This is a genomic window from Nocardioides panacis (assembly GCF_019039255.1).
Classification (GTDB): domain Bacteria; phylum Actinomycetota; class Actinomycetes; order Propionibacteriales; family Nocardioidaceae; genus Nocardioides_B; species Nocardioides_B panacis.
In genome coordinates, this window is sequence record NZ_CP077062.1 from 2,315,701 (window position 1) to 2,339,430 (window position 23,730).

25 protein-coding genes and 1 riboswitch are annotated in these 23,730 nt (G+C 74.2%); of the genes, 4 read left to right on the forward strand and 21 right to left on the reverse strand.

Translation table 11 applies throughout. From position 1 onward, the window contains the following. Position 1 precedes the first annotated feature (1 nt). The 3 genes from KRR39_RS11225 to KRR39_RS11235 are packed head-to-tail and all read left to right on the forward strand — an operon-like array spanning position 2 to position 3,545. Entirely contained in the window at positions 2-709 is a 708-nt protein-coding gene (locus KRR39_RS11225) for an oxamate carbamoyltransferase subunit AllH family protein (RefSeq protein ID WP_216942084.1), read from the forward strand. After that, complete coding sequence (locus KRR39_RS11230; RefSeq protein ID WP_216942085.1) at positions 706-2,160, forward strand: AllF/FdrA family protein; 1,455 nt, start codon at positions 706-708, stop codon at positions 2,158-2,160. Before KRR39_RS11225 ends, KRR39_RS11230 begins: the two co-directional genes overlap by 4 nt. Continuing rightward, a complete protein-coding gene (locus KRR39_RS11235; RefSeq protein WP_216942086.1) occupies positions 2,157-3,545 on the forward strand; it encodes a YlbE family protein in 1,389 nt (462 codons plus the stop codon). Before KRR39_RS11230 ends, KRR39_RS11235 begins: the two co-directional genes overlap by 4 nt. 51 nt (positions 3,546-3,596) lie before the next feature. Here KRR39_RS11235 and KRR39_RS11240 read toward each other — a convergent pair whose 3' ends face one another. From KRR39_RS11240 to KRR39_RS11310, 15 genes are all read right to left on the reverse strand, one after another. Further along, the gene (locus KRR39_RS11240) at positions 3,597-4,079 is read right to left on the reverse strand and encodes a DUF4188 domain-containing protein (protein WP_216942087.1); all 483 of its coding nucleotides are present in this window, start codon (positions 4,077-4,079) and stop codon (positions 3,597-3,599) included. A gap of 150 nt (positions 4,080-4,229) precedes the next feature. After that, positions 4,230-4,679: a PH domain-containing protein gene (locus tag KRR39_RS11245; RefSeq protein ID WP_216942088.1), complete on the reverse strand. Its 450-nt coding sequence runs from the start codon at positions 4,677-4,679 to the stop codon at positions 4,230-4,232. Continuing rightward, positions 4,663-5,520, reverse strand: coding sequence for an ATP phosphoribosyltransferase (hisG, locus tag KRR39_RS11250; protein ID WP_216942089.1), 858 nt, complete (start codon positions 5,518-5,520; stop codon positions 4,663-4,665). The genes KRR39_RS11245 and hisG overlap by 17 nt, the downstream gene beginning before the upstream one ends. Before the next feature lie 58 nt (positions 5,521-5,578). Continuing rightward, complete coding sequence (locus KRR39_RS11255) at positions 5,579-5,842, reverse strand: phosphoribosyl-ATP diphosphatase (protein ID WP_436972047.1); 264 nt, start codon at positions 5,840-5,842, stop codon at positions 5,579-5,581. An 85-nt stretch (positions 5,843-5,927) separates the two neighbouring features. Continuing rightward, positions 5,928-6,425 (reverse strand): 6,7-dimethyl-8-ribityllumazine synthase, encoded by a 498-nt coding sequence (ribH, locus tag KRR39_RS11260; RefSeq protein WP_216942091.1) that lies wholly within the window; start codon positions 6,423-6,425, stop codon positions 5,928-5,930. Then, positions 6,422-7,672: a bifunctional 3,4-dihydroxy-2-butanone-4-phosphate synthase/GTP cyclohydrolase II gene (locus KRR39_RS11265; protein ID WP_216942092.1), complete on the reverse strand. Its 1,251-nt coding sequence runs from the start codon at positions 7,670-7,672 to the stop codon at positions 6,422-6,424. Before KRR39_RS11265 ends, ribH begins: the two co-directional genes overlap by 4 nt. Further along, on the reverse strand, positions 7,669-8,370 hold the full coding sequence (locus KRR39_RS11270) for a nicotinamide mononucleotide transporter family protein (protein ID WP_216942093.1): 702 nt from the start codon (positions 8,368-8,370) through the stop codon (positions 7,669-7,671). Before KRR39_RS11270 ends, KRR39_RS11265 begins: the two co-directional genes overlap by 4 nt. Continuing rightward, positions 8,367-8,969, reverse strand: a complete 603-nt coding sequence (locus KRR39_RS11275; RefSeq protein ID WP_216942094.1) for a riboflavin synthase — start codon at positions 8,967-8,969, stop codon at positions 8,367-8,369. The genes KRR39_RS11270 and KRR39_RS11275 overlap by 4 nt, the downstream gene beginning before the upstream one ends. Continuing rightward, complete coding sequence (ribD, locus tag KRR39_RS11280) at positions 8,969-9,985, reverse strand: bifunctional diaminohydroxyphosphoribosylaminopyrimidine deaminase/5-amino-6-(5-phosphoribosylamino)uracil reductase RibD (protein WP_216942095.1); 1,017 nt, start codon at positions 9,983-9,985, stop codon at positions 8,969-8,971. Before ribD ends, KRR39_RS11275 begins: the two co-directional genes overlap by 1 nt. Positions 9,986-10,092: 107 nt before the next feature. After that, positions 10,093-10,222: riboswitch (FMN riboswitch) on the reverse strand. An 80-nt stretch (positions 10,223-10,302) separates the two neighbouring features. Next, the gene (gene rpe / locus KRR39_RS11285) at positions 10,303-10,962 is read right to left on the reverse strand and encodes a ribulose-phosphate 3-epimerase (protein ID WP_216942096.1); all 660 of its coding nucleotides are present in this window, start codon (positions 10,960-10,962) and stop codon (positions 10,303-10,305) included. Positions 10,963-10,975: 13 nt separating this feature from the next. Next, a complete protein-coding gene (locus KRR39_RS11290) occupies positions 10,976-11,140 on the reverse strand; it encodes an SUI1 family translation initiation factor (RefSeq protein WP_216942097.1) in 165 nt (54 codons plus the stop codon). Positions 11,141-11,207: 67 nt separating this feature from the next. Continuing rightward, positions 11,208-12,608, reverse strand: a complete 1,401-nt coding sequence (locus tag KRR39_RS11295) for an RsmB/NOP family class I SAM-dependent RNA methyltransferase (protein ID WP_216942098.1) — start codon at positions 12,606-12,608, stop codon at positions 11,208-11,210. Next, on the reverse strand, positions 12,605-13,528 hold the full coding sequence (gene fmt / locus KRR39_RS11300) for a methionyl-tRNA formyltransferase (protein ID WP_216942099.1): 924 nt from the start codon (positions 13,526-13,528) through the stop codon (positions 12,605-12,607). The genes KRR39_RS11295 and fmt overlap by 4 nt, the downstream gene beginning before the upstream one ends. After that, positions 13,528-14,070: a peptide deformylase gene (gene def / locus KRR39_RS11305; RefSeq protein ID WP_216942100.1), complete on the reverse strand. Its 543-nt coding sequence runs from the start codon at positions 14,068-14,070 to the stop codon at positions 13,528-13,530. The genes fmt and def overlap by 1 nt, the downstream gene beginning before the upstream one ends. A 61-nt stretch (positions 14,071-14,131) precedes the next feature. Continuing rightward, positions 14,132-16,225, reverse strand: a complete 2,094-nt coding sequence (locus KRR39_RS11310) for a primosomal protein N' (RefSeq protein WP_367303724.1) — start codon at positions 16,223-16,225, stop codon at positions 14,132-14,134. Positions 16,226-16,302: 77 nt separating this feature from the next. On the opposite strand from KRR39_RS11310, the gene KRR39_RS11315 reads away from it, so the two are divergent. After that, positions 16,303-17,013: a tyrosine-protein phosphatase gene (locus tag KRR39_RS11315; protein ID WP_216942101.1), complete on the forward strand. Its 711-nt coding sequence runs from the start codon at positions 16,303-16,305 to the stop codon at positions 17,011-17,013. A 53-nt stretch (positions 17,014-17,066) separates the two neighbouring features. Here KRR39_RS11315 and metK read toward each other — a convergent pair whose 3' ends face one another. The 6 genes from metK to polA form a co-directional block, all read right to left on the reverse strand. Beyond that, on the reverse strand, positions 17,067-18,260 hold the full coding sequence (gene metK / locus KRR39_RS11320; protein ID WP_216942102.1) for a methionine adenosyltransferase: 1,194 nt from the start codon (positions 18,258-18,260) through the stop codon (positions 17,067-17,069). A 67-nt stretch (positions 18,261-18,327) separates the two neighbouring features. Beyond that, positions 18,328-19,599 carry a bifunctional phosphopantothenoylcysteine decarboxylase/phosphopantothenate--cysteine ligase CoaBC gene (gene coaBC, locus KRR39_RS11325; RefSeq protein WP_216942103.1) on the reverse strand — a complete coding sequence of 424 codons (1,272 nt, stop codon included), beginning with the start codon at positions 19,597-19,599 and terminating at the stop codon, positions 18,328-18,330. Between the two features lie 11 nt (positions 19,600-19,610). Continuing rightward, on the reverse strand, positions 19,611-19,904 hold the full coding sequence (gene rpoZ / locus KRR39_RS11330; protein ID WP_216942550.1) for a DNA-directed RNA polymerase subunit omega: 294 nt from the start codon (positions 19,902-19,904) through the stop codon (positions 19,611-19,613). 73 nt (positions 19,905-19,977) lie between these two features. Next, positions 19,978-20,541, reverse strand: coding sequence for a guanylate kinase (gene gmk, locus KRR39_RS11335; RefSeq protein ID WP_216942104.1), 564 nt, complete (start codon positions 20,539-20,541; stop codon positions 19,978-19,980). A 3-nt stretch (positions 20,542-20,544) separates the two neighbouring features. Continuing rightward, entirely contained in the window at positions 20,545-20,865 is a 321-nt protein-coding gene (mihF, locus tag KRR39_RS11340) for an integration host factor, actinobacterial type (RefSeq protein ID WP_216942105.1), read from the reverse strand. A 112-nt stretch (positions 20,866-20,977) separates the two neighbouring features. Continuing rightward, positions 20,978-23,683 carry a DNA polymerase I gene (gene polA, locus KRR39_RS11345; protein ID WP_216942106.1) on the reverse strand — a complete coding sequence of 902 codons (2,706 nt, stop codon included), beginning with the start codon at positions 23,681-23,683 and terminating at the stop codon, positions 20,978-20,980. Positions 23,684-23,730: the final 47 nt, after the last annotated feature.

Consider the following 23,730-nt stretch of genomic DNA (forward strand, 5'->3'; position numbering starts at 1 on the left):
CATGACCTCCCGCGTCCTCCCCGCCGCAGCGTCCTGCCTGCTGGCCGGGCTGCTCGACGAGGGGGCCGACCTGGTCGAGGTGGCCCGCACCCGGGTCAGCGTGCACTACGAGACGGGCCGCGCCGACGTCCCGGTGCTCTGCGTGTGCACGCCCGACGCGGTCCGGCTGCCCGGGTCGGTGGTGACGTCCGTCGTACCCACGCAGGCGGTGCGGGCCCGGCACGGCGCCCTGGTCGGCGCCTCCGGAACGTGGCGGGTCGGCCGGTGGTGGCGGCCGCCCCGGCCCCGCGGGCTGACCGCGCCGGCGCTGCCGCCCGCGGCTCCTGGCGTCGACGTCCCCGGCACCGTCCGGCCGCACGACCTGCTCGGCGCGGGTCCCGGGCTGACGCCCAGCGGCGACGACGTGCTCGCCGGGCTGCTCGTCGCCGCGCACGCGGTCGACGACCCGCGGCTGGCGGCCTGGCAGGCGCAGACCCGCGCCGCCCTGCGCGACCGGGCCACCACCGCGGTCTCCCGCGGCCTGCTCGCCCACGCGCTGGACGGCTGGGCCACCCCGGAGCTCGCCGGCTTCGTCACCGCCGCCTGCGCCGGCGACGTCGGCACCGCGCTGCCCGTCCTGCTCGCCGTCGGGCACACCTCCGGTGCCGCCCTGGCCGCCGGCGCGCTGCACGTGCTCGGCACGTCGTCCGCCCTGAGAGGAGCCGCATGAGGTCCGTCCAGCTGCGCCGAGGCACGTACGTCGACTCGGTGACCCTGATGCAGGTCAGCCGCCGCGTCGCCGCCCTCGACGGCGTCACGTCCGCGCTGGTCGCGATGGCCACCGAGCTCAACCTCGACCTGGCCGCCGGCATGGGCTTCGAGGTGCCGCCGGCCTCCCCCAACGAGCTGCTCGTGGCCGTCGAGGCCGTCTCCGTCGACGCGGCCCTCGCGGAGGTCGACCTGGCCCTCCTCGAGGCGTCCCGCCCGGCCCCGTCGGGCTTCGGCAGCGCCCCCGCCCCGGTGACCGTCCGCTCGGCCGCGGCCCGCTCGGGGGCCACCGTCGCCCTCGTGTCCACCCCCGGCCAGTGGGCCTTCGCCGACGCCGTGGACGCCCTCGACGCCGGCCTGCTGACCATGGTCTTCAGCGACAACGTGCCCCTCGAGCAGGAGGTCGCCCTCAAGGAGCACGCCGCACGCGCCGGGCTGCTGGTGATGGGGCCCGACTGCGGCACCGCGGTCGTCGGCGGTGTCGGACTGGGGTTCGCCAACGTCGTGCGTCCCGGACCGGTCGGGATAGTGGCGGCCTCCGGGACCGGCGCCCAGCACCTGATGGCGCTGCTCGACGGCGCCGGGGTCGGCGTCTCGCACTGCCTGGGCGTCGGCGGCCGGGACCTGTCGGCCGAGGTCGCCGGCCGCTCCACGCTGCGGGCGCTGGACCTGCTGGACGCCGACGAGGCCACCGAGCTGGTCGTGGTGGTCTCCAAGCCGCCGGCCCCCGAGGTCGCCGAGGCCGTGCGGGCACGGGCCGCGAGCCTGGGCACGCCGGTGCTGTTCGGCCTGCTCGGCGCCGGCCGGCCCGACCTGACCGAGACCGCGGCCGCGGTGGTGCAGGCCGCCGGGGGCCGCTGGGCCGCCCCCGAGCACTGGGCTGGCCAGGTCCCCGCCGGCCGGCCGGGTGGCGCGCTGCGTGGGCTGTTCGTCGGAGGCACCCTCTGCGACGAGGCGATGCTGGTCGCGTCGGCCGCGCTCGGCCGGGTCAGCTCCAACATCCCGCTGGACCCGGCCTGGGCCGTGGGCGACGACCTCGCCTCCGACGGGCACACGATGCTCGACTTCGGCGACGACCGGCTGACCCGCGGGCGCCCGCACCCGATGATCGACGGCGCCCTGCGGGTCGAGCGGCTGCGGGCCGAGACCGAGGACCCCACCACGGGCGTGCTGCTCCTCGACGTGGTCCTGGGGCTCGGCTCGGCCGACGACCCCGCCGCCGAGCTGGTGCCCGCCCTGCACGCGGCCCGCGCCGCCGGCGTCCCCGTCGTGGTCTCGGTGACCGGGACCCGCGACGACCCCCAGGGGCTGCGCGGGCAGGTCGCCGCGCTGCACGGCGCCGGCGCCTGGGTGCACCTGTCCAACGCGGCCGCCGCCCGGTGCGCCCTCGACCTGCTCGGAGACCCGGCGTGAACCTCTCGACTCCCCCGGCCGTCGTCACCGCCGGCGCCTCCCTGCTCGCCGACGCCCTGCGCGCCCAGGCCGTCGACGTCTCCGAGGTGCTCTGGCAGCCACCGGCCGGCGACCCCGCGGCCCTGGCCGCCGTGATGGGCGACCCGCGCCGGGTGCCGGCCAACGCGCGCGCGCTGACGGCAATGCTGGCCGCGGAGGCGCACCTGGTCGACGTAGTCCCGGCGGCGGAGGCGCTCGGCCTCGGCCCCGGGGAGTTCCTGCACGCCGGTCCGCCGGTGGAGTGGGACCGGGCGTCCGGGCCGATGCGCGGCGCGCTGGTCGGGGCGATGCTGTTCGAGGGCCTGGCCGCGACACCGGAGGACGCCGAGCGCCGGCTCGCCGCCGGCGACGGGGTGAGCTGGGCGCCGTGCCACAGCCGGGGCGCGGTCGGGCCGATGGCGGGCCTGATCACCCCGTCGATGTGGGTGTTCTGCCTGCGCGACCCGAGCACCGGGCACGAGTCGTGGTGCTCGCTGAACGAGGGCCTCGGCAAGGTGCTCCGCTACGGCGCCTACGGCCCCGAGGTGATCGAGCGGCTGCACTGGATGACCGCCGTGCTCGGGCCGATGCTGCAGCACGCCGTGCGTGCCGGGGACCCGGTCGACGTGAAGGCGATCGTCGCCCAGATGATCCAGATGGGCGACGAGGGGCACAACCGCAACCGGGCCGGGACGCTGATGTTCCTGCGCGAGGTGCTGCCGGCGATGATCGACTCGGACTTCGCCCAGGCCGACGTCGCCGCCGCGGTGCGGTTCGTCTCCGGCAACGACCACTTCTTCCTGAACCTCGTGATGCCCGCCTGCAAGCTCCAGGCCCGGGCCGCCGCGGAGATCCCCGGCTCCACGGTGGTGACCGTGATGGCGCGCAACGGCACCGACTTCGGCATCCAGACCGCCGGCACCGGCGACACCTGGTTCACCGCTCCCGCGAACACCCCGGAGGGGCTGTTCCTGGGGTCCTACGGCCCCGACGACGCCAACCCCGACATCGGCGACTCCGCGATCACCGAGACGGCCGGCATCGGCGGTCTGGCGATGGCGACGGCCCCCGCGATCGTCCGGTTCGTGGGCGGCTCGGTGCCCGACGCCCTGGCCACCACCCAGCGGATGTACGACATCACCGTCGGCGAGAACCCCGCCTACGGCATCCCGATCCTGGAGTTCCGGGGAACGCCCACCGGCATCGACGTGACCGCCGTCGTGCGCAGCGGCGTGCTCCCGCAGATCAACACCGGGATGGCCGGCCGGGTCGCCGGCACCGGCCAGGTCGGCGCCGGCCTCGTCACACCCCCGATGCCCTGCTTCACCCAGGCCCTGGAGGCCCTGGCGGCCCGGTCCGCCCGGTGACCCGGCCTCGGTCGAGGCCGATCCGGGCCTCGGTCGAGGCCGACCCGGGCCTCAGCCCGTCGTACGACGCTTGAGCCGGCCACGCGCCGAGAGACCCTCGGCCATCGTCACCAGGGAGGACGCCTTGCCGAGCCCGAAGGGCGGCATGTTGCCGTAGATCGCCTCGTACTCCCCCGCCCGGACGAGGTAGGTCTCGTGCCAGATGCCCGTGCGGGTGTCGCTGCCGACCCGCCGCCAGTAGTTGCGCCAGGCCGCGACGTGCGGGTCGGCGACGTCGTTGGCGAACCGCTCGAGGTGCTCGAACGAGCGCCAGTACTGCACGATGATGCCGCCGAACATGGACATCTCGTAGCCCAGCAGGCCCTTCTCCGGGTGCGCCGACAGGTGCTGCAGCATGTGCAGCATCCCGCGGCGACCACCCAGGTCGCGCAACGACCGGATCAGCCTGCGCTTGTCGGGCCGTGCACCGATCAGGAACACCACGAAGTCGCCGTCGATGTCGGCCATCCACCGGCCGGCCTTCACCTCGGACATGCAGCCACCCTTCTCCTCGTCCCCAAAGTCGTACGACCGGCCCCGGCCCGCAATAGCCCGAAGGCGCCAGACCCGGCTCGACATGATCCATGCCCCGGGTCGACATGAACTTGGGCCCGGGTCGGGCTTGCGCCAGGCCCGGGTCGGCGGTCAGACGGAGTGCTGGGCGATCAGGGCGCGGAGGCGGCGGACCTGCGCGGTGGCACGGGGACCGTCGGAGCCCTGGATACCCATCGCCGCGACGGTCGTGCCGTCGGCGACGTCGAGCACGGCCCACGGGCTGCCGGGGCGCAGCGTCACCTCGACCACCTCGGCCCAGGCGAAGCGCCGGCTCCGGTAGCCGTTGACGACCGTCAGCCCGTCCTCGCGCGCGACCAGCCGGCTGCGGGCCAGCGCGAACCCGCCGGCGTAGAACATCAGCCCGAGCCCGATCACGGTGCCCCGCTGGAAGTAGGTGAACTGGTCGCGGATCTCCTGCGGGAACGCGAACCAGGTGACCCCGACGACCAGCACCAGCAACCCGCCGGCGACGTAGATCGCCATCCGCACCCCGAGCGGCCGGAACGTCTGCGGCAGCGTCAGGTCAGAGTCGGCAGGCATGGATGTCCGTCGACAGGATGCCGCGCGCGCCGAGGTCCCACAGCTCGTCCATCACTCGCTGGGCGGTGTCGCGCGGCACCATCGAGCGCACGGCGACCCACCCCTCGCGATGCAGCGGGGAGACGGTCGGGCTCTCGATCCCGGGGGTGAGGGCGACTGCCTCCTCGACCCGCTCGGTGCGGATGTCGTAGTCCATCATCACGTAGGACCGGGCGACCAGGACGCCCTCGACCCGGCGCCGGAACACCTCGAACCCGGCCGGCGGCTGAGCGCCGGCGCGGGTGATCAGCACCGCCTCGGACTCCAGGATCGGGTCGCCGAAGACCTCGAGCCCCGCGTTGCGCAGGGTGCTGCCGGTCTCCACCACGTCGGCGATCACGTCCGCGACGCCGAGCTGCACGCTGCTCTCCACGGCACCGTCGAGCCGGGTGACCGTGGCCTCGACGCCGTGGTCCTCGAGGTGCCGCTGGACCACGCCGGCGTACGACGTGGCGATCCGCTTGCCGGCCAGGTCGCCGACCGAGGACGCCGTGCCGGGCGGGGCCGCGAAGTGGAACCGGGACCGGCCGAAGCCGAGCGTCAGCACCTCCTCGGCCTTCGCGCCGGAGTCGAGCAGCAGGTCGCGCCCGGTGATCCCGACGTCCAGGGTGCCCTCGCCGACGTACAGCGCGATGTCGCGCGGGCGCAGGTAGAAGAACTCCACGCCGTTCTCGCCGTCGGTGAGCGTGAGCCGCTTGGCGTCGGTGCGCTGCTTGTAGCCGGCCTCGCGCAGGATGTCGGTCGCGGACTGGGACAGCGAGCCCTTGTTGGGGACCGCCAGCCGCAGGAGCTTGTCGGGCACGGGCTGCCTCTCGGATGTGTCTGAAGGGTGTGTCAGGAGGGGGTGGCTGCGGGAAGGGTCAGAGGTGCGCGTAGACGTCGTCGAGGGTCAGCCCGCTCGCGATCATCAGCACCTGCGCGTGGTACAGCAGCTGGCTGAGCTCCTCGGCGGTCCGCTCCGGCCCCTCGTGCTCGGCCGCCATCCAGGACTCGGCGGCCTCCTCGACCAGCTTCTTGCCGATCGTGTGCACGCCCGCGTCGAGCTCACGGACCGTGCCGGAGCCCTCCGGTCGGGTCTGTGCCTTCTCGTTGAGCTCGGTCCAGAGCTCCTCGAACGTCTTCATCACGTGCTTCCTGGTCAGGGGCGGGGCGGTCCCAGGGTACGGCGTACGACGGGCCCGCCGGCCCGCGGTGCGGGCGCCGGACGGCTCAGGAGCCGTCCGTCTCGTACCCACGGCGGATCCGGCGCAGCGTGCGGGCCGTGACCAGGGCCGCCGCCGTCGCTTCGTACCCCTTGTCCTCGCTGGACCCCTCGAGCCCCGCGCGGTCCAGGGCCTGCTCCTCGGTGTCGCAGGTGAGCAGCCCGAAGCCGACCGCCGCGCCGGTGCTCACCGCGATCTGGGAGAGGCCGTTGGTGGCCGCCGAGCAGACGTACTCGAAGTGCGGGGTGCCGCCACGGATCACCACGCCGAGGGCGACGACCGCCTCGTAGCCGTGCTCGGCCAGCGCCCCGGCGACCACCGGCAGCTCGAAGGAGCCGGGCACCCGCACGATGCTCGGCGCCTCGACCCGGTAGTCGACGAGCGCACGCCGGGCGCCGGCGAGCAGGCCGTCCATGACCTGCTCGTGCCAGCTGGCGGCGACCACCGCGACCCGCAGGTCGTGGCAGTCGACGGGCTTCTCGTCGGGCGATCCTGCTCCACTCATGAGGAGGCTCCTTCCGGGACGGTGCCGGACAGGCCGGGCAGCTGGTGCCCCATCCGGTCACGCTTGGTCATCAGGTACTGCAGGTTGTGGTCGTTGGGGCGGGTGGTCAGCGGCACCCGCTCGGCGACCGGGACGCCGTAGTCCGCGAGGCTGCTGACCTTGTCGGGGTTGTTGGTCAGCAGCCGGACGGAGCCGACCTCGAGGTCGCGCAGGATCTGGGTCGCGGTGCCGTAGTGCCGGGCGTCGGCCGGCAGGCCCAGGTCGATGTTCGCGTCGACGGTGTCCCGCCCGCCGTCCTGGAGCTGGTAGGCCTGCAGCTTGGCGACCAGCCCGATCCCCCGGCCCTCGTGGCCGCGCAGGTAGACGACCACGCCACGGCCCTCGGCGGCGATCTGCTGCAGCGCCTCCTCGAGCTGCGGCCCGCAGTCGCAGCGCTTGGAGCCGAACACGTCACCGGTCAGGCACTCGGAGTGCACCCGGGTGAGCACCGGCTCGTCGCCGGAGAGGTCACCGCGGACCAGGGCCACGTGCTCGGACCCGTCGATGGTGATCCGGTAGCCGTAGGCGGTGAAGTCGCCGTGCGCGGTGGGCAGCCGGGTCTCGGCGACCCGCACGACGTGCGTCTCGTGGCGCCGGCGGTGGTGGATCAGCTGCTCGATCGAGATCATCGACAGGCCGTGCTCGTCGGCGAAGTCACGCAGCTGCTGGCCGCGCTTCATCGTGCCGTCGTCGTTGACGATCTCGGAGATCACCCCGGCCGGCTCGAGACCGGCGAGCCGGGCCAGGTCGACCGCGGCCTCGGTGTGCCCGGGACGCACCAGCACGCCACCCTCGTTGTAGCGCAGCGGGAACACGTGCCCGGGCTGGACGAGCTCGAAGGCCTCGGTGGCCGAGTCGATCAGGGTGCGCACGGTGTGCGAGCGGTCGGCGGCGGAGATGCCGGTGCTGATCCCGTCGCGGGCGTCCACCGAGACGGTGTACGCCGTGCGCATCCGCTCCCGGTTGTGCGGCGTCATGAGCGGGATCCCGAGCCGGTCCAGCGTCGGCGCCGTCACCGGCACGCAGATCACCCCGGAGGAGTACCGGATCGTGAACGCCATCAGCTCCGGCGTCGACTTGGCGGCCGCGAAGATCAGGTCGCCCTCGTTCTCGCGGTCCTCGTCGTCGACGACCACCACCGCCTTGCCGGCGGCGATGTCGCCCACGGCCCGCTCGATGCTGTCCAGCCGGACCTGCGGGGCGCTCACACGCCCACCTGCTCGCGCTCGGGCTCGGGCTCGACCTTCGACGCCTTCAGCCACACGAAGAAGCCCCAGACCACCAGGGCGCCGTACACCACGAAGAGGATCGCGGTCGGGTAGTACTGCGAGTGCCACAGCAGCGGGACGCCGACCAGGTCGACGGCGATCCAGGCCAGCCAGAAGTCGTTCCACCCCCGGGCCATGGCGTACGTCGCCACCATCGAGCCCACGAAGATCCACGCGTCGCACCAGTAGTACCAGCGCGGCGCGGGCCAGCCGGCGCCGATCTCGCTGAACACCCACTGGAGCACCAGCACCCCGGCCGCCGCGGCGACCAGGTAGGCCACACGTTCCCGCCCGGTGGCCCAGCGCGGCGTGATCGCCGGCTGGTCGCCCGACCCGCCGCGCGCCTTGCGCACCTCGTGCCAGCGGTACCACCCGTAGATGCTGGTGAGGATGAAGAACACCTGCCGGCCGGCCTGGCCGAACAGCGGCACCTGCGCGTCGGCCTCGAAGGTCGCGGCGATGAAGACGGTGAACAGCAGCACGTTGCCGACGATGCCGACCGGCCAGGCCCAGACCCGGCGACGCAGGCCGCCGACGGCCGAGGCGAAGCCGAACCCGTTGCCGAGGATCTCCCGCCAGGTGATCGGGTGGCCGGCGATGGTCAGGTGGGCGTCGTAGAGCTGGGTGGCGAGGCTCATGCGGGGTCCTTGTCGTGAGTGAGCAGGCGTTCGACGTACTTCGCGATGACGTCGACCTCGAGGTTGACGGGGTCGCCGGGCTGCTTGAAGCCGAGCGTGGTGCGGGCCAGGGTCTCCGGGATCAGCGAGACCGTGAAGCTCTCCCGGCCGACGCTCACCACCGTCAGCGAGATGCCGTCGACGGTGATCGAGCCCTTGTCCACGAGGTAGCGCGAGAGCCCGTCCGGCAGGGAGACCTCGACGAGCTCCCAGTGCTCCGAGGGCTCGCGCCGTACGACGGTCCCGGTGCCGTCGACGTGCCCCTGGACGATGTGCCCGCCCAGCCGGCTGGACGCCGTGACGGCGCGCTCGAGGTTCACCCGGGTGCCCGGCTCGAGCGCGCCGAGGGAGGTCTTGTCGAGGGTCTCGCGCATCACGTCGGCGGTGAACGTCTCGCCGTCGCGCTCGGCGACCGTGAGGCAGCACCCGTTGACGGAGATCGAGTCCCCGAGCCGGGCGTCGGCGATGACGTGCGGGGCACGCAGGGTGAGCCGCACGGCGTCGCCCTGGTCCTCGAGCGTCTCGACGGTGCCGAGCTCCTCGACGATGCCGGTGAACATCAGACGGTCTCCTTCAACGGGGTCAGGGTGAGCCGGACGTTGGTGTCCGCGCCGGCGCCGAGGGTGGTCACCTCGACCACGTCGAGGTGCAGCGCGTCGGTGAGGGTGGCCGCGCCCAGGTCGCCCACGGCGCTCAGCCCGGCCCCGAGCAGCATCGGCGCGACGTAGCAGACGACCTCGTCGACGAGGCCGGCCGCCAGGAAGGCCGCCGCGAGGGTCGGTCCGCCCTCCAGGAACACGTGCTGCCGGTCGCGGGCGCGCAGCGCGGCGAGCGCCTCGTGCGGGTCGCGGGTGCGCAGCAGCACGGTCTCGGCGGCGTCGTCGAGCACCCGCCGGGTGGGCGGCACGTCGCGCACTCCCATCACCGCGCGCAGCGGCTGACGGTCCCGCGGCAGCGGCCGGTCGTCCTCGTCGCGGACCGTGAGCTGCGGGTCGTCGACCAGCACGGTGCCGGTGCCGACCAGGATGGTGTCGCACAGTCCCCGGAGCCGGTGGGTGTCGCGGCGGGCGGGCGGTGAGCTGACCCAGCGGGAGGTGCCGTCGGCGGCGGCGCTGCGGCCGTCGAGGGTGGTGGCGAGCTTCCAGGTCACGAACGGCCGGCCGTGCTCGACCGCGAAGGTCCACACCCGGTTGACGGCGCGGGCCGCGTCGGCCAGCAGCCCGGCCTCGACGTCGACGCCCGCGGCGCGCAGCGTCCCGGCGCCCCCGGTCGCGACCGGGTTGCTGTCGGACTGGGCGAACACCACCCGGGCCACCCCGGCGGCGACCAGCGCCTGCGCGCACGGCCCGGTGCGGCCGGTGTGGTTGCAGGGCTCGAGGGTGACCACGGCGGTGGCCCCGCGGGCCCGGTCCCCGGCGCGGGCCAGGGCGTCGGCCTCCGCGTGCGGCGAGCCGGCGCCGCGGTGGAACCCCTCGGCGACCGTCGTACCGTCCGGGGCGAGCAGCACGCAGCCCACCCGTGGGTTCGGGCCCAGCGGGACGCCCGGCGACGCGGCGAGCTCGAGGGCGCGCGTCATCGCCGTACGCTCGGCGGGGTGGCCGGTCATCGCGGGGAGCCCTCTCGTCCGTGCTCACGGACTCCGGGCGTCGAGAATGCCAGGTGCGCCGGCACGTGCCGGTCCACCTGCGTGCGCTTCCCATCCGGACTTTCACCGTCGGTCCAGGAGTTTCACCTGGTCAACCGGCTGCTGGCTGCAGCCGGGTCGCGGACTTTCACCGCCGGCTCGGAATTACACCGACCCCAGAGCACGCGAGCTGTTCACTCGTTGCCCCAAGCCTGCCACACCGGGGGCAACCCGAACGTGTGAGCCCGGCCACCGGACGCCGGGTGGGGTCAGCGCGCCGCCTCGGCGGCCTTGCGCAGCGACTCGATCATCCTGTTCGGGTCGTCGGCCCCGAACACCGCGGAGCCGGCGACGAAGACGTCCGCGCCGGCCTCCGCGCAGCGCTCGACCGTCTCCAGGGACACGCCCCCGTCGACCTGCAGCCACACGTCCAGGCCGTGCTTGGCGACCAGCGCCCGGGTGCGCCGGATCTTCGGCAGGCACAGGTCGAGGAACGCCTGGCCGCCGAACCCGGGCTCGACGGTCATCACCAGCACCATGTCCAGCTCGGGCAGCAGGTCCTCGTAGGGCTCGATCGGGGTGCCCGGCTTGAGGCCCATCCCGGCCCGGGCACCCGCGGCCCGCAGCTCGCGGGCCAGCCGCACCGGGGCCGCCGCGGCCTCCACGTGGAACGTCACCGACCCGGCGCCGGCCTCGACGTACGCCGGCGCCCAGCGGTCCGGGTCCTCGATCATCAGGTGGCAGTCCATCGGCGTGGCCGACGCCTTGCCGAGCGCCTCCACCACCGGCAGCCCGAGCGTCAGGTTCGGCACGAAGTGGTTGTCCATCACGTCGACGTGCAGCCAGTCGGCGTCGGAGATCCGGGCGGCCTCGGAGGCCAGGTTGGCGAAGTCGGACGCGAGCATGCTCGGCGAGATCTGGATACCCATGGTGGCGCCGATCCTAGGTCAACCGGCGGACCGCGACGCGCACCCCTGGGACCGGCGGCGGCTCGCAGGCACAGCTGTCCGAGCAGGCCAGGAAGGTGTGCACCGGGTGCCGGCAGCGCGGGCAGGACCGGTCGTGCGGCAGGTGCGCGCCGTGCCGGGTCTCCGCGGTGTCCCACATGGTCCGCTCCCCTCTCCGAGCCTGGAGGGAGGAGCCGCCGGGAGCAGCCGGTGATACCGGGCGGGGCTCAGGAACGCCGCAGCAGCGCCAGGAACATCGCGTCGGTGCCGTGCCGGTGCGGCCACAGCTGCACGGTGCCGGGCAGCGGACCGGCGCAGTCCGGGACGCCGGGGAGCAGCCCGGCCGCCTCCTCGAGATGTACGTCGTCCCGGCCGGCGAGCACCGCCTCCACGACGCCGGAGGTCTCGGCGAGCACCGGGGAGCAGGTCACATAGGCCACCACGCCGCCGGGGCGCACCGCGTCGAGCGCGGAGGAGAGCAGCGCGCGCTGCAGCGGCACCAGGTCGTCGACGTCGGCCTGGGTGCGCCGCCAGCGGGACTCGGGCCGGCGGCGCAGCGCGCCCAGGCCGGAGCACGGCGCGTCGACGAGAACCCGGTCGAACGACCCGTCCCGCCAGGCCGGGCGGGTGCCGTCGGCGGCCACCACGCCCAGCAGCCCGGTGCCGGCCGTCGCGGTGGCGCCGGCGACCAACCCGGCCCGGTGCACCTGCCGCTCCGAGGCGAGCAGCCGGGCGCCCGCGGAGCCGGCCAGCGCGGCGAGCAGCGCGGACTTGCCGCCGGGCCCGGCGCAGACGTCCAGCCAGCGCTCGTCGCGGCCCTCGACCGCGGCCCGGGACAGCGCCACGGCGACCAGCTGGGAGCCCTCGTCCTGGACCCCGGCGCGGCCCTCCGCGACGGCGGCCACCCCGCCCGGGTCGCCGGAGTCCAGCGTCACGGCGTAGGGCGAGAGGCTCGACGCGGCGCCACCGGCGGCGACCAGCTCCTCGACGGTGGACAGCCCCGGGCGCGCGACCAGGGTGACCTTGGGGGGCGCGTTGTCGGCGCCGAGCAGGTCGTCGAGCTCGTCGGCGCGGTCGCCGAGCGCGGTGGTGAAGGCGGAGACGACCCACCGCGGGTGCGAGTGCGCGACGGACGCGAAGCCGACCGGGTCGGAGGCGGGGTCCGGAGCCACCCGGCGCACCCAGCCGGACAGGTCGTGGGCGGAGATCTTGCGCAGCACGGCGTTCACGAAGCCGGACGGCCCCGGGCCGACCTTGGCGCGCACCAGGTCCACGCTGGTGCCGACCGCGGCGTGCGAGGGCACCCGCATCGCGAGGAGCTGGTGGGTGCCCAGCCGCAGCGCGTCCAGGACGGCGGCGTCGACCTTGGCCAAGGGCCGGTCCAGGTTGGCGGCGATCACCGCGTCGTAGGTGCCCTGTCGGCGCACCGTCCCCGAGACCAGCTCGGTGGCGAACGCGGCGTCCCGGCCGGTCAGGCCGCGCGAGCGCAGCAGCGGCGGCAGCACGAGGTTGGTGTAGGCGTCCTTCTCCCGGATCGCGGCGAGCACGTCGAACGCCGCGGCCCGGGCCTGGTCGGCCGGGGTGCTGCGCGGACGCCTCCGCTGCGGCTTGGCGCGCGGGTCGCTCATCCGAGCCGCCCGCCGGAGACGAGCCGGGCGCCGCGGGCCCAGTCGGCGGCCGGCATCTGCTTCTTCCCGAACGGCTGTACGGCGCCGAGGAGCACCGCGCAGGTGCCGGTCCCGACGTGCACGGCGTTCTTGGACACCTCGAGCACCCCGGGCTCCAGGCTCCGCTCGGGGTCCGGGCGCACGGGGCCGAGCTTGAGCCGCTCCCCGTCGTACGTCGACCAGGCACCCGGCGCGGGCGTGCAGGCCCGGACCTGCCGGTCGAGGGCGACCGCCGGCCGGGACCAGTCGACCTCGGCGTCGGCCACCTCGACCTTGGGGGCCAGGCTGACCCCCTCGGAGGGCTGCTCGCGCGCCTCGATGTCGCCGTCCTCGATGCCGTCGAGCGTGCGCACCAGCAGCTCGGCACCGCCCTCGGCCAGCCGCTCGAGCAGGTCCCCGGAGGTGTCGGTGGGGCGGATCCGCTCGGTCATCACCCCGAACGTCGGTCCGGCGTCGAGGGCCCGCACGATCCGGAAGGTCGTGGCCCCGGTGACCTCGTCCCCGGCCCACAGCGCGTGCTGCACCGGCGCCGCGCCCCGCCACGCCGGCAGCAGCGAGAAGTGCAGGTTGACCCAGCCGTGCGGCGGGATGTCCAGCGCGCTCTGCGGGAGCATCGCGCCGTAGGCCACCACCGGGCAGCAGTCCGGGGCGAGCGCGCGCAGCTCGGCCTGGAAGTCCGGGTCGCGGGGGTGCTCCGGCTTGAGCACCGGCACCCCGAGCTCCGCGGCCCGCCGGGCCACGGGTGAGGCGACCAGCCGGCGGCCCCGGCCGGCGGGGGCGTCGGGGCGGGTGACCACGCCGACGAGCTCGTGCCGGCTGGCGGCCACCGCCTCCAGGGCGGGCAGGGCCGGCTCGGGGGTGCCGGCGAAGACCAGCCGCATCAGAGCCCGAAGCCGTTGGTCGGGTGCGGGGACACCTTGACGGTGGTGCCGGCGCCGAACCAGTCCGCCTCGCGGATCGCCTTCATCGCGGTCCGGCGGGTCTCCCGGTCGAGCCGGTCGATGAACAGCACCCCGTCGAGGTGGTCGGTCTCGTGCTGGATGGCGCGGGCCAGCAGCTCGTGGCCCTCGATGCTGACCGGCTCGCCGTGCATGTCGAAGCCCGTGGCCACGACCCGCATCGCCCGGACGCAGTCGAACGTCAGGTCCGGCAGGGACAGGCAGCCCTCGGCGCCGTCCTGCTTCTCCTCCGACAGGTCCAGGGTCGGGTTCACCAGGTGACCGAGCTCCCCGTCGACGTACCAGGTGAAGACCCGCAGGCCGACGCCGATCTGCGGGGCGGCCAGCCCGGCACCGGGAGCCTCCAGCATGGTGTCGGTCAGGTCGGAGACCAGCCGGCGCAGCTCCTTGTCGAAGGTCGTCACCGGGACGGCCGGGGTGCGCAGCACGGGGTCCCCGAAGAGACGGATCGGCTGGACGGGCACGGGGCAGCTCCTGGGACGGACCGGGGGAAGGACGACGACCCAGTCTACGGAGTCGCCGGGCTCACTCGAGGCCGACGGGGTCGACCTGCACCCGGACCGGGGGCAGCTTGCGGGCCGAGCGCACGCCCTGCATCTCCACCAGCGTCCGCGACAGGGCCGCGCCGGCGGCCCGGGGCACCCGGATCACCACCCGCAGCTGGGCCGGCGCCTCGGCGTCCGCGACCGGCCCGGTCACCACGACCGGCACCGGCCCGAGCACCTCGGCCCCCGGCGGCAGCGCCAGCACCTCGACCGCCGAGGCGAGGTCGGCCTCGGGGCCGGTCAGGGTGGCCAGCCGGGAGGCGGGCGGCAGGTGCGCGGACTGCCGGTCCTCGAGCTCGCGGCCGGCGAACCCGGTCGGGTCCCAGCGCACCAGCGCCTGCAGACCGGGCTCGGACGGCTCGCCGACCGCGACCACCCGGCCGCCCTCCCCCGCCGGTCGGGCCAGTGCGGCGGCCGCGAACCAGCGGCGCAGCGCCTCCTCGACGGTGCGCAGGTCGGTGCGGCCCAGCATCAGCCAGGTGTCCAGCAGCACGACGCAGGCGTAGCCGGCCTCGGCGACCGGCTCGGCGCCCGGGGTCGCCACCACCAGCGACGGCCGGTCCTCGACGGTGGCCAGCACCCGGTCGCCGGCCGAGGTGCGCACCGGCACCGACGGGAACGCCCGGCCGATCTCCTCGGCGGTCCGCTGGTCGCCCAGCACCGGCGCCCGCAGGCCGCGCCCACCGCAGACCGCGCACGCCCAGGCGTGGTCCTCCGCCCCGCACCAGCGGCACGACGGCGGCTGGTGCGCGGCGGTCTGCCGCAGCGGGCCGGTGCAGACCGCGCAGCGGGCCGGGGTCCGGCAGGTGTCGCAGGCCAGGGAGGTGGCATAGCCCTGCCGCGGGGTCTGCAGCAGCACCGGTCCCCGGGTCAGCCCGTCGCGGATCGCGTCGTAAGCGGTGCGGGGCAGCCGGGCGGTGCGGGCGTGCGGGTCGCGCTCGAGCTCCTTGTCGGTCGCGCCGGTGATCGACACCTGCGGGGCCGCGGCCCGCAGCGCCGATCGCTCGGGCTGCAGCGTCTCGGCCCAGCCGGTGCGGACGAGGTACTCCGCCTCGACCGTGCGGGCGAACCCGCCCAGCAGGACCCCGGTCGACTCCTCGTGGGCGCGGGTCAGCAGCACCTCGCGGGTGTGCGGGTAGGGGGCGCGGGGCTCGGCGTAGAGGTCGTCACCGTCGTCCCACAGCGCCACCAGGCCGAGGTCGTGGACCGGGGCGAACGCCGCCGCGCGGGTGCCGACCACGATGCGCACGGCCCCCCGGGACACCGCCAGGAACGAGCGGTAGCGCTGCGCCGGCCCGCTGTCGGCGGTCAGCACCACGTGCCGCCCGGCGCCGAGCACCTCGGTGAGCGCGGCGTCCAGGCGCGCGACGTCCTTGTGGTCGGGGACGCAGATCAGGCTGCCCCGCCCCGAGGCGTACGTCGCGGCCGCCGCGTGCGCGATGAGGGCGGGCCAGGAGTGCCCCGGCGTCGCGGACCAGACCGCCCGCGGGGAGCCCCCGTCGGCGAGCCGGCGCGCGAAGGCTGCTCCCCCGTCGTACCCGGACCAGGCGGCCTCCGCGGCGCCGGTGTCCGGGTCCGCCGCGGGGGCGGGCACCGAGGCCTGCTTCTCGGTGGTCGCGTGCCGGCTGGGGACCGCCAGCCGGAGCACGTCGGACCGGGTGCCGGCGTAGCGCGCCGCGACCAGCTCGGAGAGCCGGGCCACCGCCGGAGAGAGCACCGGCTCGGCGCTGACCGCGCGGCGCAACGGCATCAGCCGGCCCTCGTGCGCGCTGCTCGCCACCCGCTCGACCACGAAGCCGTCGACGTCCTGCCCGGCGAACCGGACCTTCACCCGGGTGCCGGCCGCGACGCTCGCGTGCAGCTTGGCCGGGACGAGGTAGTCGAAGGGCCGGTCCAGGTGTGCGAGCGGCACGTCGACCAGCACCCGTGCGACCGGCAGCTCGGGGGCCGGGTCGACCGGGAGCGGTGCCGTGGCCTTGCGCGCCGCCTGCTGCTTCGCGGCGCGGGCCCGGGCGCGGGCGAGCTCGGGCATCAGCGCCAGCTGGCCCGACTCCTCCTGCTCCTCGTCGCTCACCGGACCAGTCTCCCAGCCGCCACCCTCCGGCCCGCAGCCCCTCTCGCCGGCCTGTGGACGGTGCTTGGATGGGTGCCATGACGGTGCTGACCTGGAGCGGCTGCCGCAACGTGCGCGACCTCGGCGGCCTGCCCACGACCGACGGCGCCCGCACCCGTGACCGGGCCCTCGTGCGGGCGGACTCGCTGACCCGGCTGGACCGGGCCGGCCAGGAGGCCCTCGCGGCGTACGGCGTGAGCCGGATCGTCGACCTGCGGGCCGAGCACGAGACGGCCGATCCCCCGCACCCGTTCGCCGGGCAGGAGCTCTACCGGTCGGTCCCCTGGGTCGACGTGGACCGCGAGCCGGCGCGCGACCCGTCGGCGGAGCGCGGGCTGGCCGACATCTACCGCGACAGCCTGGACCGCAACGTGCGCCAGGTCGCCGCCGGCGTGCGCGCCTTCGTCGAGGCACCCCCCGGTCCGGTGGTCGTGCACTGCGCGGGCGGCAAGGACCGGACCGGGATGCTCGTCGGGGTGCTGCTCGAGGCCGTGGGCGTGCCCCGGGCGGTGGTCGTCGAGGACTACGCGTCCAGCGCCGGGCACCTGGGCATCGCCGAGATCGTGGCGACGCTGGGGGACGCGGAGCGGGCCCGGGTGGAGACCTACGCCTGGTCGCACCCGGAGACGCTGACCTCCGCGCTCGAGCACCTGGACGCGACGTACGGCGGGGCGGGGTCCTACCTGCGCGAGGCCTGCGGGCTGGCCGGCGCCGAGGTCGAGGCGGTGCGCCGCCGGCTGGTGGGCTGACCGGGAACGACGGAGCGCCCCGCACGAGGCGGGGCGCTCCGGTGGGGCTGGGGTCAGACGCCCGCGGCGGCCTTCAGCGCGTCGACGCGGTCGGTGCGCTCCCACGTGAAGTCCGGCAGCTCGCGGCCGAAGTGGCCGTAGGCGGCGGTCTGCGCGTAGATCGGCCGCAGCAGGTCGAGGTCGGCGATGATCGCGGCGGGGCGCAGGTCGAAGACCTCCTGGACCGCCTTCTGGATCGTCGCGACCGGGACCGACTCGGTGCCGAAGCAGTCGACGTAGAAGCCGACCGGCTGCGCCTTGCCGATCGCGTAGGCGATCTGCACCTCGCAGCGGCGGGCCAGGCCCGCGGCGACGATGTTCTTGGCCACCCAGCGCATGGCGTACGCCGCGGAGCGGTCGACCTTGGACGGGTCCTTGCCGGAGAACGCGCCGCCGCCGTGCCGGGCCATGCCGCCGTAGGTGTCGACGATGATCTTGCGGCCGGTCAGGCCCGCGTCGCCCATCGGGCCGCCGACCTCGAAGCGACCGGTCGGGTTGACCAGCAGCCGGTAGCCGTCCGAGGGGATGTCGAACTGGGCCAGGACGTGGTCCACGACGTGCTTCTTCACGTCGGGGGTCAGCATCGTGTCGAGGCTGATGTCCTTGGCGTGCTGGGAGGAGACCACGACGGTGTCGATGCGGACGGGGCGGTCCTCGTCGTCGTACTCGATGGTGACCTGGGTCTTGCCGTCGGGGCGCAGGTAGGACATCGTCCCGTCCTTGCGGACCTCGGAGAGCCGCTCGGCGAGCCGGTGCGCGATGGTGATCGGCAGCGGCATCAGCTCGGGGGTGTCGTCGCAGGCGTAGCCGAACATCAGGCCCTGGTCGCCGGCGCCCTGCTTGTCCATCGGGTCGACCGAGCTCTCCCGGGACTCCAGGCCGGTGTCGACGCCCTGGGCGATGTCGCCGGACTGGCCGCCGATCGCCACCATCACGCCGCACGAGTGCCCGTCGAAGCCCTTGGCCGACGAGTCGTAGCCGATCGACAGGATGCGCTCGCGGACCAGCTCCTTGACGTCGACGTAGCCGGTGGTGGTGACCTCGCCGGCGACGACCACGAGCCCCGTGGTGAGCAGGGTCTCGACGGCCACCCGGCTGTGCGCGTCCTGCTTGAGCATCGCGTCCAGGACCGTGTCACTGATCTGGTCGGCGATCTTGTCCGGGTGACCCTCGGTCACGGACTCGGAGGTGAAAAGGCGTCCAGCCACGTCGTCGTACCCCTTGGTGAGTGATGTGCTGCGGTCTGAAAAGTTTAGCCGCCGGGGAGACTATGCCTCAGGCGGTCTCGAACCGGGCCACGACCCGGTCCCACACCGCGTGCGCCAGCGCCGACTTGGAGCCGCGCGGGACGTGCTGCGGCTCCCCCGTCGCGTCGAGCAGCACCGCCTCGTTCTCGGTGCTGCCGAACACCTGCCCGCCGCTGACGTCGTTGACCACGAGCAGGTCGCAGCCCTTGCGGGCGAGCTTGGCGGTGGCCATCTCCAGCACGGAGGTCTCCGCGTCGCCGGTCTCCGCGGCGAAGCCGACCACGACCGAGCCGGGACGGGCCCGGTGCCGGGAGATCTCGGCCAGGATGTCCGGGTTCTGCTCCAGCGCGAGCGACGGCGCGGAGCCGTCGTCGGCCTTCTTGATCTTGGTGTCGCTGACCGCGCTCGGCCGGTAGTCGGCGGGAGCGGCGGCCATCACCACCGCGTCGGCGGTCGTGGTGCCGGCCAGCACGGCGTCGCGCAGCTGGGCGGTGGTCTCGACGTGCACGACCTTGACCCCGGCCGGGTCCGGCAGCGTCACGTTCGCGGCGACCAGCGTGACCTCGGCACCGCGGGCCGCGGCGGCCCGGGCGAGCGCGTAGCCCTGCAGCCCCGAGGAGCGGTTGCCCAGGAACCGGACCGGGTCGAGGTACTCCCGGGTCCCGCCGGCGCTGACCAGCACGTGCCGGCCGGCCAGGTCGAGCAGGTTGGCGGCCCCGGCCCGGCCCATCACCTCGCGGGCGACCTCGAAGACCTCCGCGGGGTCCGGGAACCGGCCCTTGCCGGTGTCCGCGCCGGTCAGCCGGCCCTCGGCGGGCTCGATCACCAGCGCGCCCCGGCGGCGCAGCGTGGCGACGTTCTCGGCGGTGGCCGGGTGCTCCCACATCTCGGTGTGCATCGCCGGGGCGAACACCACCGGGCACCGGGCGGTGAGCAGGGTGTTGGTGAGCAGGTCGTCGGCGAGCCCGTGCGCGGCCCGGGCCAGCAGGTCCGCGGTGGCCGGGGCCACCACGACGAGGTCGGCGGTCTGCCCGATCCGGACGTGCGGCACCTCGTGCACGTCGGTCCAGACCTCGGCGGAGACCGGCTTGCCCGAGAGCGCCGCCCAGGTCGGGGCGCCGACGAACTCCAGCGCCGCCGCGGTCGGTACGACGGTCACGTCGTGGCCGGACTCGGTGAACCGGCGGAGCAGCTCGCACGCCTTGTACGCAGCGATGCCGCCGCTCACACCGAGGACCACGCGGGGCTTGCGTCCCGGGGGGTCGGCGTGAGGGCGGCTGTCGGCTGCGTCGCTCGCCATGGTGAGGCGGCTCAGCCCTCGGTCGGGGTGTCGCCCTCGGCGTCGGGGTCGATGTCCTTGCAGGTGAGCAGGTCGGAGTTGATCTCGCGCAGCGCGATCGACAGCGGCTTCTCCTGCACGTGGGTGTCCACGAGCGGGCCGACGTACTCCAGCAGGCCCTCGCCGAGCTGGGAGTAGTAGGCGTTGATCTGGCGGGCGCGCTTGGCGCTGTAGAGGACCAGCTTGTACTTCGAGTCCGTCTTGGTCAGCAGCTCGTCGATGGGCGGGTTGGTGATGCCCTCGGCGACAGGCAGGGTTCGAGACACAGACGACACAGGTGCAGCCTCACAGATTCAGGGGTAGACAGCCCACGAGCAGGGCCACGGCTATCAGAGGCTCTCAGGAGCCCTTCATCAAGGTTACCAACTCTTCCGCAGCGAGGTGAACTTCGGTGTTCACGACCGTCACGTCGAACTCCGACTCGGCGGCCAGCTCGCCCCGGGCGGTCTCCAGGCGGCGCTCCCGCTCCTCCTCGGTCTCGGTGCCGCGACCGACCAGGCGCCGGACCAGCTCCTCCCAGGACGGTGGCTTGAGGAACACGAACAGCGCCTCCGGCATGGTCGCCCGGACCTGCCGGGCGCCCTGGAGGTCGATCTCCAGGAGCGCGGGCCGACCGGCGGCGAGCGCCTCCTCGACCGGCTTGCGCGGGGTGCCGTAGCGGGCGCGCTTGTGCACGACGGCCCACTCGAGCAGGTCGCCGTGCGCGACCAGCCGGTCGAACTCCTCGTCGGAGACGAACCAGTAGTGCCGCCCGTGCACCTCGCCGGGACGGGGAGGACGGGTGGTGGCGGACACGGAGATCCACACCTCGGGGTGGTGGCTGCGGACGTACGCCGCCACGGTGCCCTTGCCGACCGCGGTCGGCCCCGCCAGGACCGCCAGCCGGCCCTGTCGATCGGTCACAGGTCAGCCACGCGAACCGAACTCGCGCTCGAGGGCCGCGATCTGGTTGGCGCCCAGGCCGCGCACCCGGCGGCTCTCGGAGATGCTCAGCCGCTCCATCATCTGCCGGGCCCGGACCTTGCCGAGACCGGGCATCGACTGCAGCAGGTCGACGACCCGCATCTTGCCGATGACCTCGTTCTCCTGACCCTGCTGGAGCACGTCCACGATCGAGGCGCCCGAGTGCTTGAGCCGGTTCTTGATCGCGGCCCGCTCGCGTCGGGAGGCCGCCGCCTTCTCGAGGTTCGCCTGACGCTGTTCCGGCGTGAGTCGCGGCAGAGCCACTGTGGGACCTCGTCCTGTGCGTGGGGGCGGATGGTGATGCGAAATCTAGTCATGGTGGCCGGGTGGTCGCAATGTCCGGGTGTGTCGTGGCGGTGTCGGCCTCGTCACCCGGTCAGTGCGCCGCCTCGTGCCAGCTCGCCCCGGTGCCGACCGACACGTCGAGCGGGACCGTCAGCTCGGCCGCGGCCCCCATCTGCTCGCGCACCAGCGCCTCGAGCGCGGCCGCCTCGCCGGGGGCCACCTCGAACACCAGCTCGTCGTGCACCTGGAGCAGCATCCGCGACTGCAGCGACGACGCGGTCAGCGCCCGGTCCACGTTGAGCATCGCGACCTTGATGATGTCGGCCGCCGACCCCTGGATCGGGGCGTTCAGGGCCATCCGCTCGGCCATCTCGCGCCGCTGCCGGTTGTCGCTGGTGAGGTCGGGCAGGTAGCGCCGCCGGCCCATGATCGTCTCGGTGAAGCCGGTCCGGCGGGCCTCGTCGACGATCCCCGCGAGGTAGTCGCGCACCCCGCCGAACGTCTCGAAGTACTCCTCCATCAGCCCGCGCGCCTCGGCCGGGTCGATGCCCAGCTGGTTGCCGAGGCCGTAGGCGGACAGGCCGTAGGCCAGCCCGTAGTTCATCGCCTTGATCTTGGCGCGCATCGCGGACGTCACGTCGCCGGCGTCCACCCCGAAGACCCGGGCCGCGGTCACCGAGTGGAAGTCCCGACCGGAGCGGAACGCCTCGATCAGGAGCTTGTCCTCGGAGAGGTGCGCCATGATCCGCATCTCGATCTGGCTGTAGTCGGCGGTCATCAGCGACTCGTAGCCGGGCCCCACGACGAACGCCTCGCGGATCCGGCGGCCCTCCTCGGTGCGGACCGGGATGTTCTGCAGGTTGGGGTCGGTCGAGGACAGCCGTCCGGTCGCCGCGATCAGCTGGTTGAACGTGGTGTGGATCCGGCCGTCGGACGCGACCGTCTTGAGCAGCCCCTCGACGGTCTGCCGCAGCCGGGCCACGTCGCGGTGCCGCAGCAGCGCGTCGAGGAACGGGTGCGGGGACTTCACCGACAGCGCCGTCAGGGCGTCGGCGTCGGTGGTGTAGCCCGTCTTGGTGCGCTTGGTCTTCGGCATCTTCAGGTCCTCGAACAGCACCACCTGGAGCTGCTTGGGCGAGCCGAGGTTGATCTCCTTGCCGATCGCGGCGTACGCCGCGTCCGCGGCCAGCTTCACCTCGCCGGCGAAGTGCGACTCGAGCGCCTCGAGGTTCTCGACATCGACGGCGACGCCGGTCCGCTCCATCGCCGCGAGCAGGTGCACCAGCGGCAGCTCCACCCCGGTCAGCAGCGCGGTGCCGCCGCGCTCCTCCAGCTCGACGTCGAGCGCCTCGGCGAGGTCCAGGACCGCCCGGGCCTGGAGCATCGCGGCGTCGCCGGCGGAGTCCTCCCCCACCGTGTCGAGGGTGAGCTGGCCGTCGTCGGCGGGCGCGCCCGCCTTGAGCTCGCGCTTGAGGTAGCGCAGGGTCAGGTCGGCCAGGTCGTAGGAGCGCTGGTCGGGGCGGGCGAGGTAGGCCGACAGGGCGGTGTCCCGCTCCAGGCCGGCCAGCTCCCAGCCGCGTCCGGACAGCGCCAGCATCGGGCCCTTGGCGTCGTGCAGCACCTTGGCGACCGACGGGTCCGCCAGCCACTTGGCGAGCACCTCGTCGTCCTCGGGGGAGATCTGCTCGACGTCGAGCCAGGCCGCGGCCCCGTCACCGCTGGCCAGGGCGATCGCGAACACGTCGCCGGTCCCGGCCCGCCAGGTGCCCTGCACCTGGACCCCGACCCGGTCCTGCCCGGACGCGTGCGCCGCCAGCCAGCCGGCGAGCGCACCGGCCTCCAGGCGGGTGCCGTCGAGCTCGAAGCCGCTGTCGTCGATCTCCTCCTCGGACTCCAGGGTCGCGAACAGCCGGTCGCGCAGCACCCGGAACTCCAGGCTGTCGAAGAGCGTGTGCACCTCCTGGCGGTCCCACGGCTGGACGGCCAGGTCGTCGGGCGTCGCGCTCAGGTCGAGGTCGCAGACCAGGGCGTTGAGCCGGCGGTTGCGGATCACGTCGCCGAGGTGCTCCCGGAACGAGTCGCCGGCCTTGCCCTTGATCTCGTCCGCGTGGGCGATCACGTTGTCGAGGCCGTCGTAGGTGGTGATCCACTTCGCGGCGGTCTTGGGGCCGACCCCCGGGACGCCGGGCAGGTTGTCCGAGGTCTCCCCGACCAGCGCCGCGAGCTCGGGGTAGCGGTGCGGCGGGAGGCCGTACTTCTCCTCGACGGCGGCGGGGGTCATCCGGGCCATCTCGGAGACGCCCCGGCTCGGGTAGAGCACCGTGGAGGTCTCGCCGACGAGCTGGAAGGCGTCCCGGTCGCCGGTGCAGATCAGCACCTCGAAGCCCTGCGCGACGGCCTGGGTGGTGAGCGTGCCGATCACGTCGTCGGCCTCGAAGCCGTCCTTCTCGATCGTCACGATGCGCAGCGCCGCGAGCACCTCCTTGACCAGGGAGACCTGGCCGGAGAACTCGTCGGGCGACTTGGAGCGGTTGGCCTTGTACTCGACGTACTCCTCGGTCCGGAAGGTCTGCCGGGAGACGTCGAACGCGACGCCGACGTGGGTGGGCTTCTCGTCGCGCAGCACGTTGATGAGCATCGAGGTGAAGCCGTAGACCGCGTTGGTGTGCTGGCCCGTGGTGGTCGAGAAGTTCTCCACCGGCAGCGCGAAGAACGCACGGTAGGCCAGCGAGTGGCCGTCGAGGAGGAGCAGGCGCGGACGGGCGGACGAGGCGTCGGAGGCAGGCTGGTCGGGCACCCGCCCACCCTAGTAGGCGGCGCCCCCAGCGGGACCCCGGACCGGAC

Bases quoted from the DNA above. Each gene is read 5' to 3' on its own strand.
- KRR39_RS11225 (WP_216942084.1), top strand. From the start codon at position 2: ATGACCTCCCGCGTCCTCCCCGCCGCAGCGTCCTGCCTGCTGGCCGGG.
- KRR39_RS11230 (WP_216942085.1), top strand. From the start codon at position 706: ATGAGGTCCGTCCAGCTGCGCCGAGGCACGTACGTCGACTCGGTGACC.
- KRR39_RS11240 (WP_216942087.1), bottom strand. From the start codon at position 4,079: ATGTCCGAGGTGAAGGCCGGCCGGTGGATGGCCGACATCGACGGCGAC.
- KRR39_RS11245 (WP_216942088.1), bottom strand. From the start codon at position 4,679: ATGCCTGCCGACTCTGACCTGACGCTGCCGCAGACGTTCCGGCCGCTC.
- KRR39_RS11255 (WP_436972047.1), bottom strand. From the start codon at position 5,842: ATGAAGACGTTCGAGGAGCTCTGGACCGAGCTCAACGAGAAGGCACAG.
- ribH (WP_216942091.1), bottom strand. From the start codon at position 6,425: ATGAGTGGAGCAGGATCGCCCGACGAGAAGCCCGTCGACTGCCACGAC.
- KRR39_RS11270 (WP_216942093.1), bottom strand. From the start codon at position 8,370: ATGAGCCTCGCCACCCAGCTCTACGACGCCCACCTGACCATCGCCGGC.
- KRR39_RS11275 (WP_216942094.1), bottom strand. From the start codon at position 8,969: ATGTTCACCGGCATCGTCGAGGAGCTCGGCACCGTCGAGACGCTCGAG.
- ribD (WP_216942095.1), bottom strand. From the start codon at position 9,985: ATGACGCGCGCCCTCGAGCTCGCCGCGTCGCCGGGCGTCCCGCTGGGC.
- rpe (WP_216942096.1), bottom strand. From the start codon at position 10,962: ATGGGTATCCAGATCTCGCCGAGCATGCTCGCGTCCGACTTCGCCAAC.
- KRR39_RS11290 (WP_216942097.1), bottom strand. From the start codon at position 11,140: ATGTGGGACACCGCGGAGACCCGGCACGGCGCGCACCTGCCGCACGAC.
- KRR39_RS11295 (WP_216942098.1), bottom strand. From the start codon at position 12,608: ATGAGCGACCCGCGCGCCAAGCCGCAGCGGAGGCGTCCGCGCAGCACC.
- fmt (WP_216942099.1), bottom strand. From the start codon at position 13,528: ATGCGGCTGGTCTTCGCCGGCACCCCCGAGCCGGCCCTGCCCGCCCTG.
- KRR39_RS11315 (WP_216942101.1), top strand. From the start codon at position 16,303: ATGACGGTGCTGACCTGGAGCGGCTGCCGCAACGTGCGCGACCTCGGC.
- coaBC (WP_216942103.1), bottom strand. From the start codon at position 19,599: ATGGCGAGCGACGCAGCCGACAGCCGCCCTCACGCCGACCCCCCGGGA.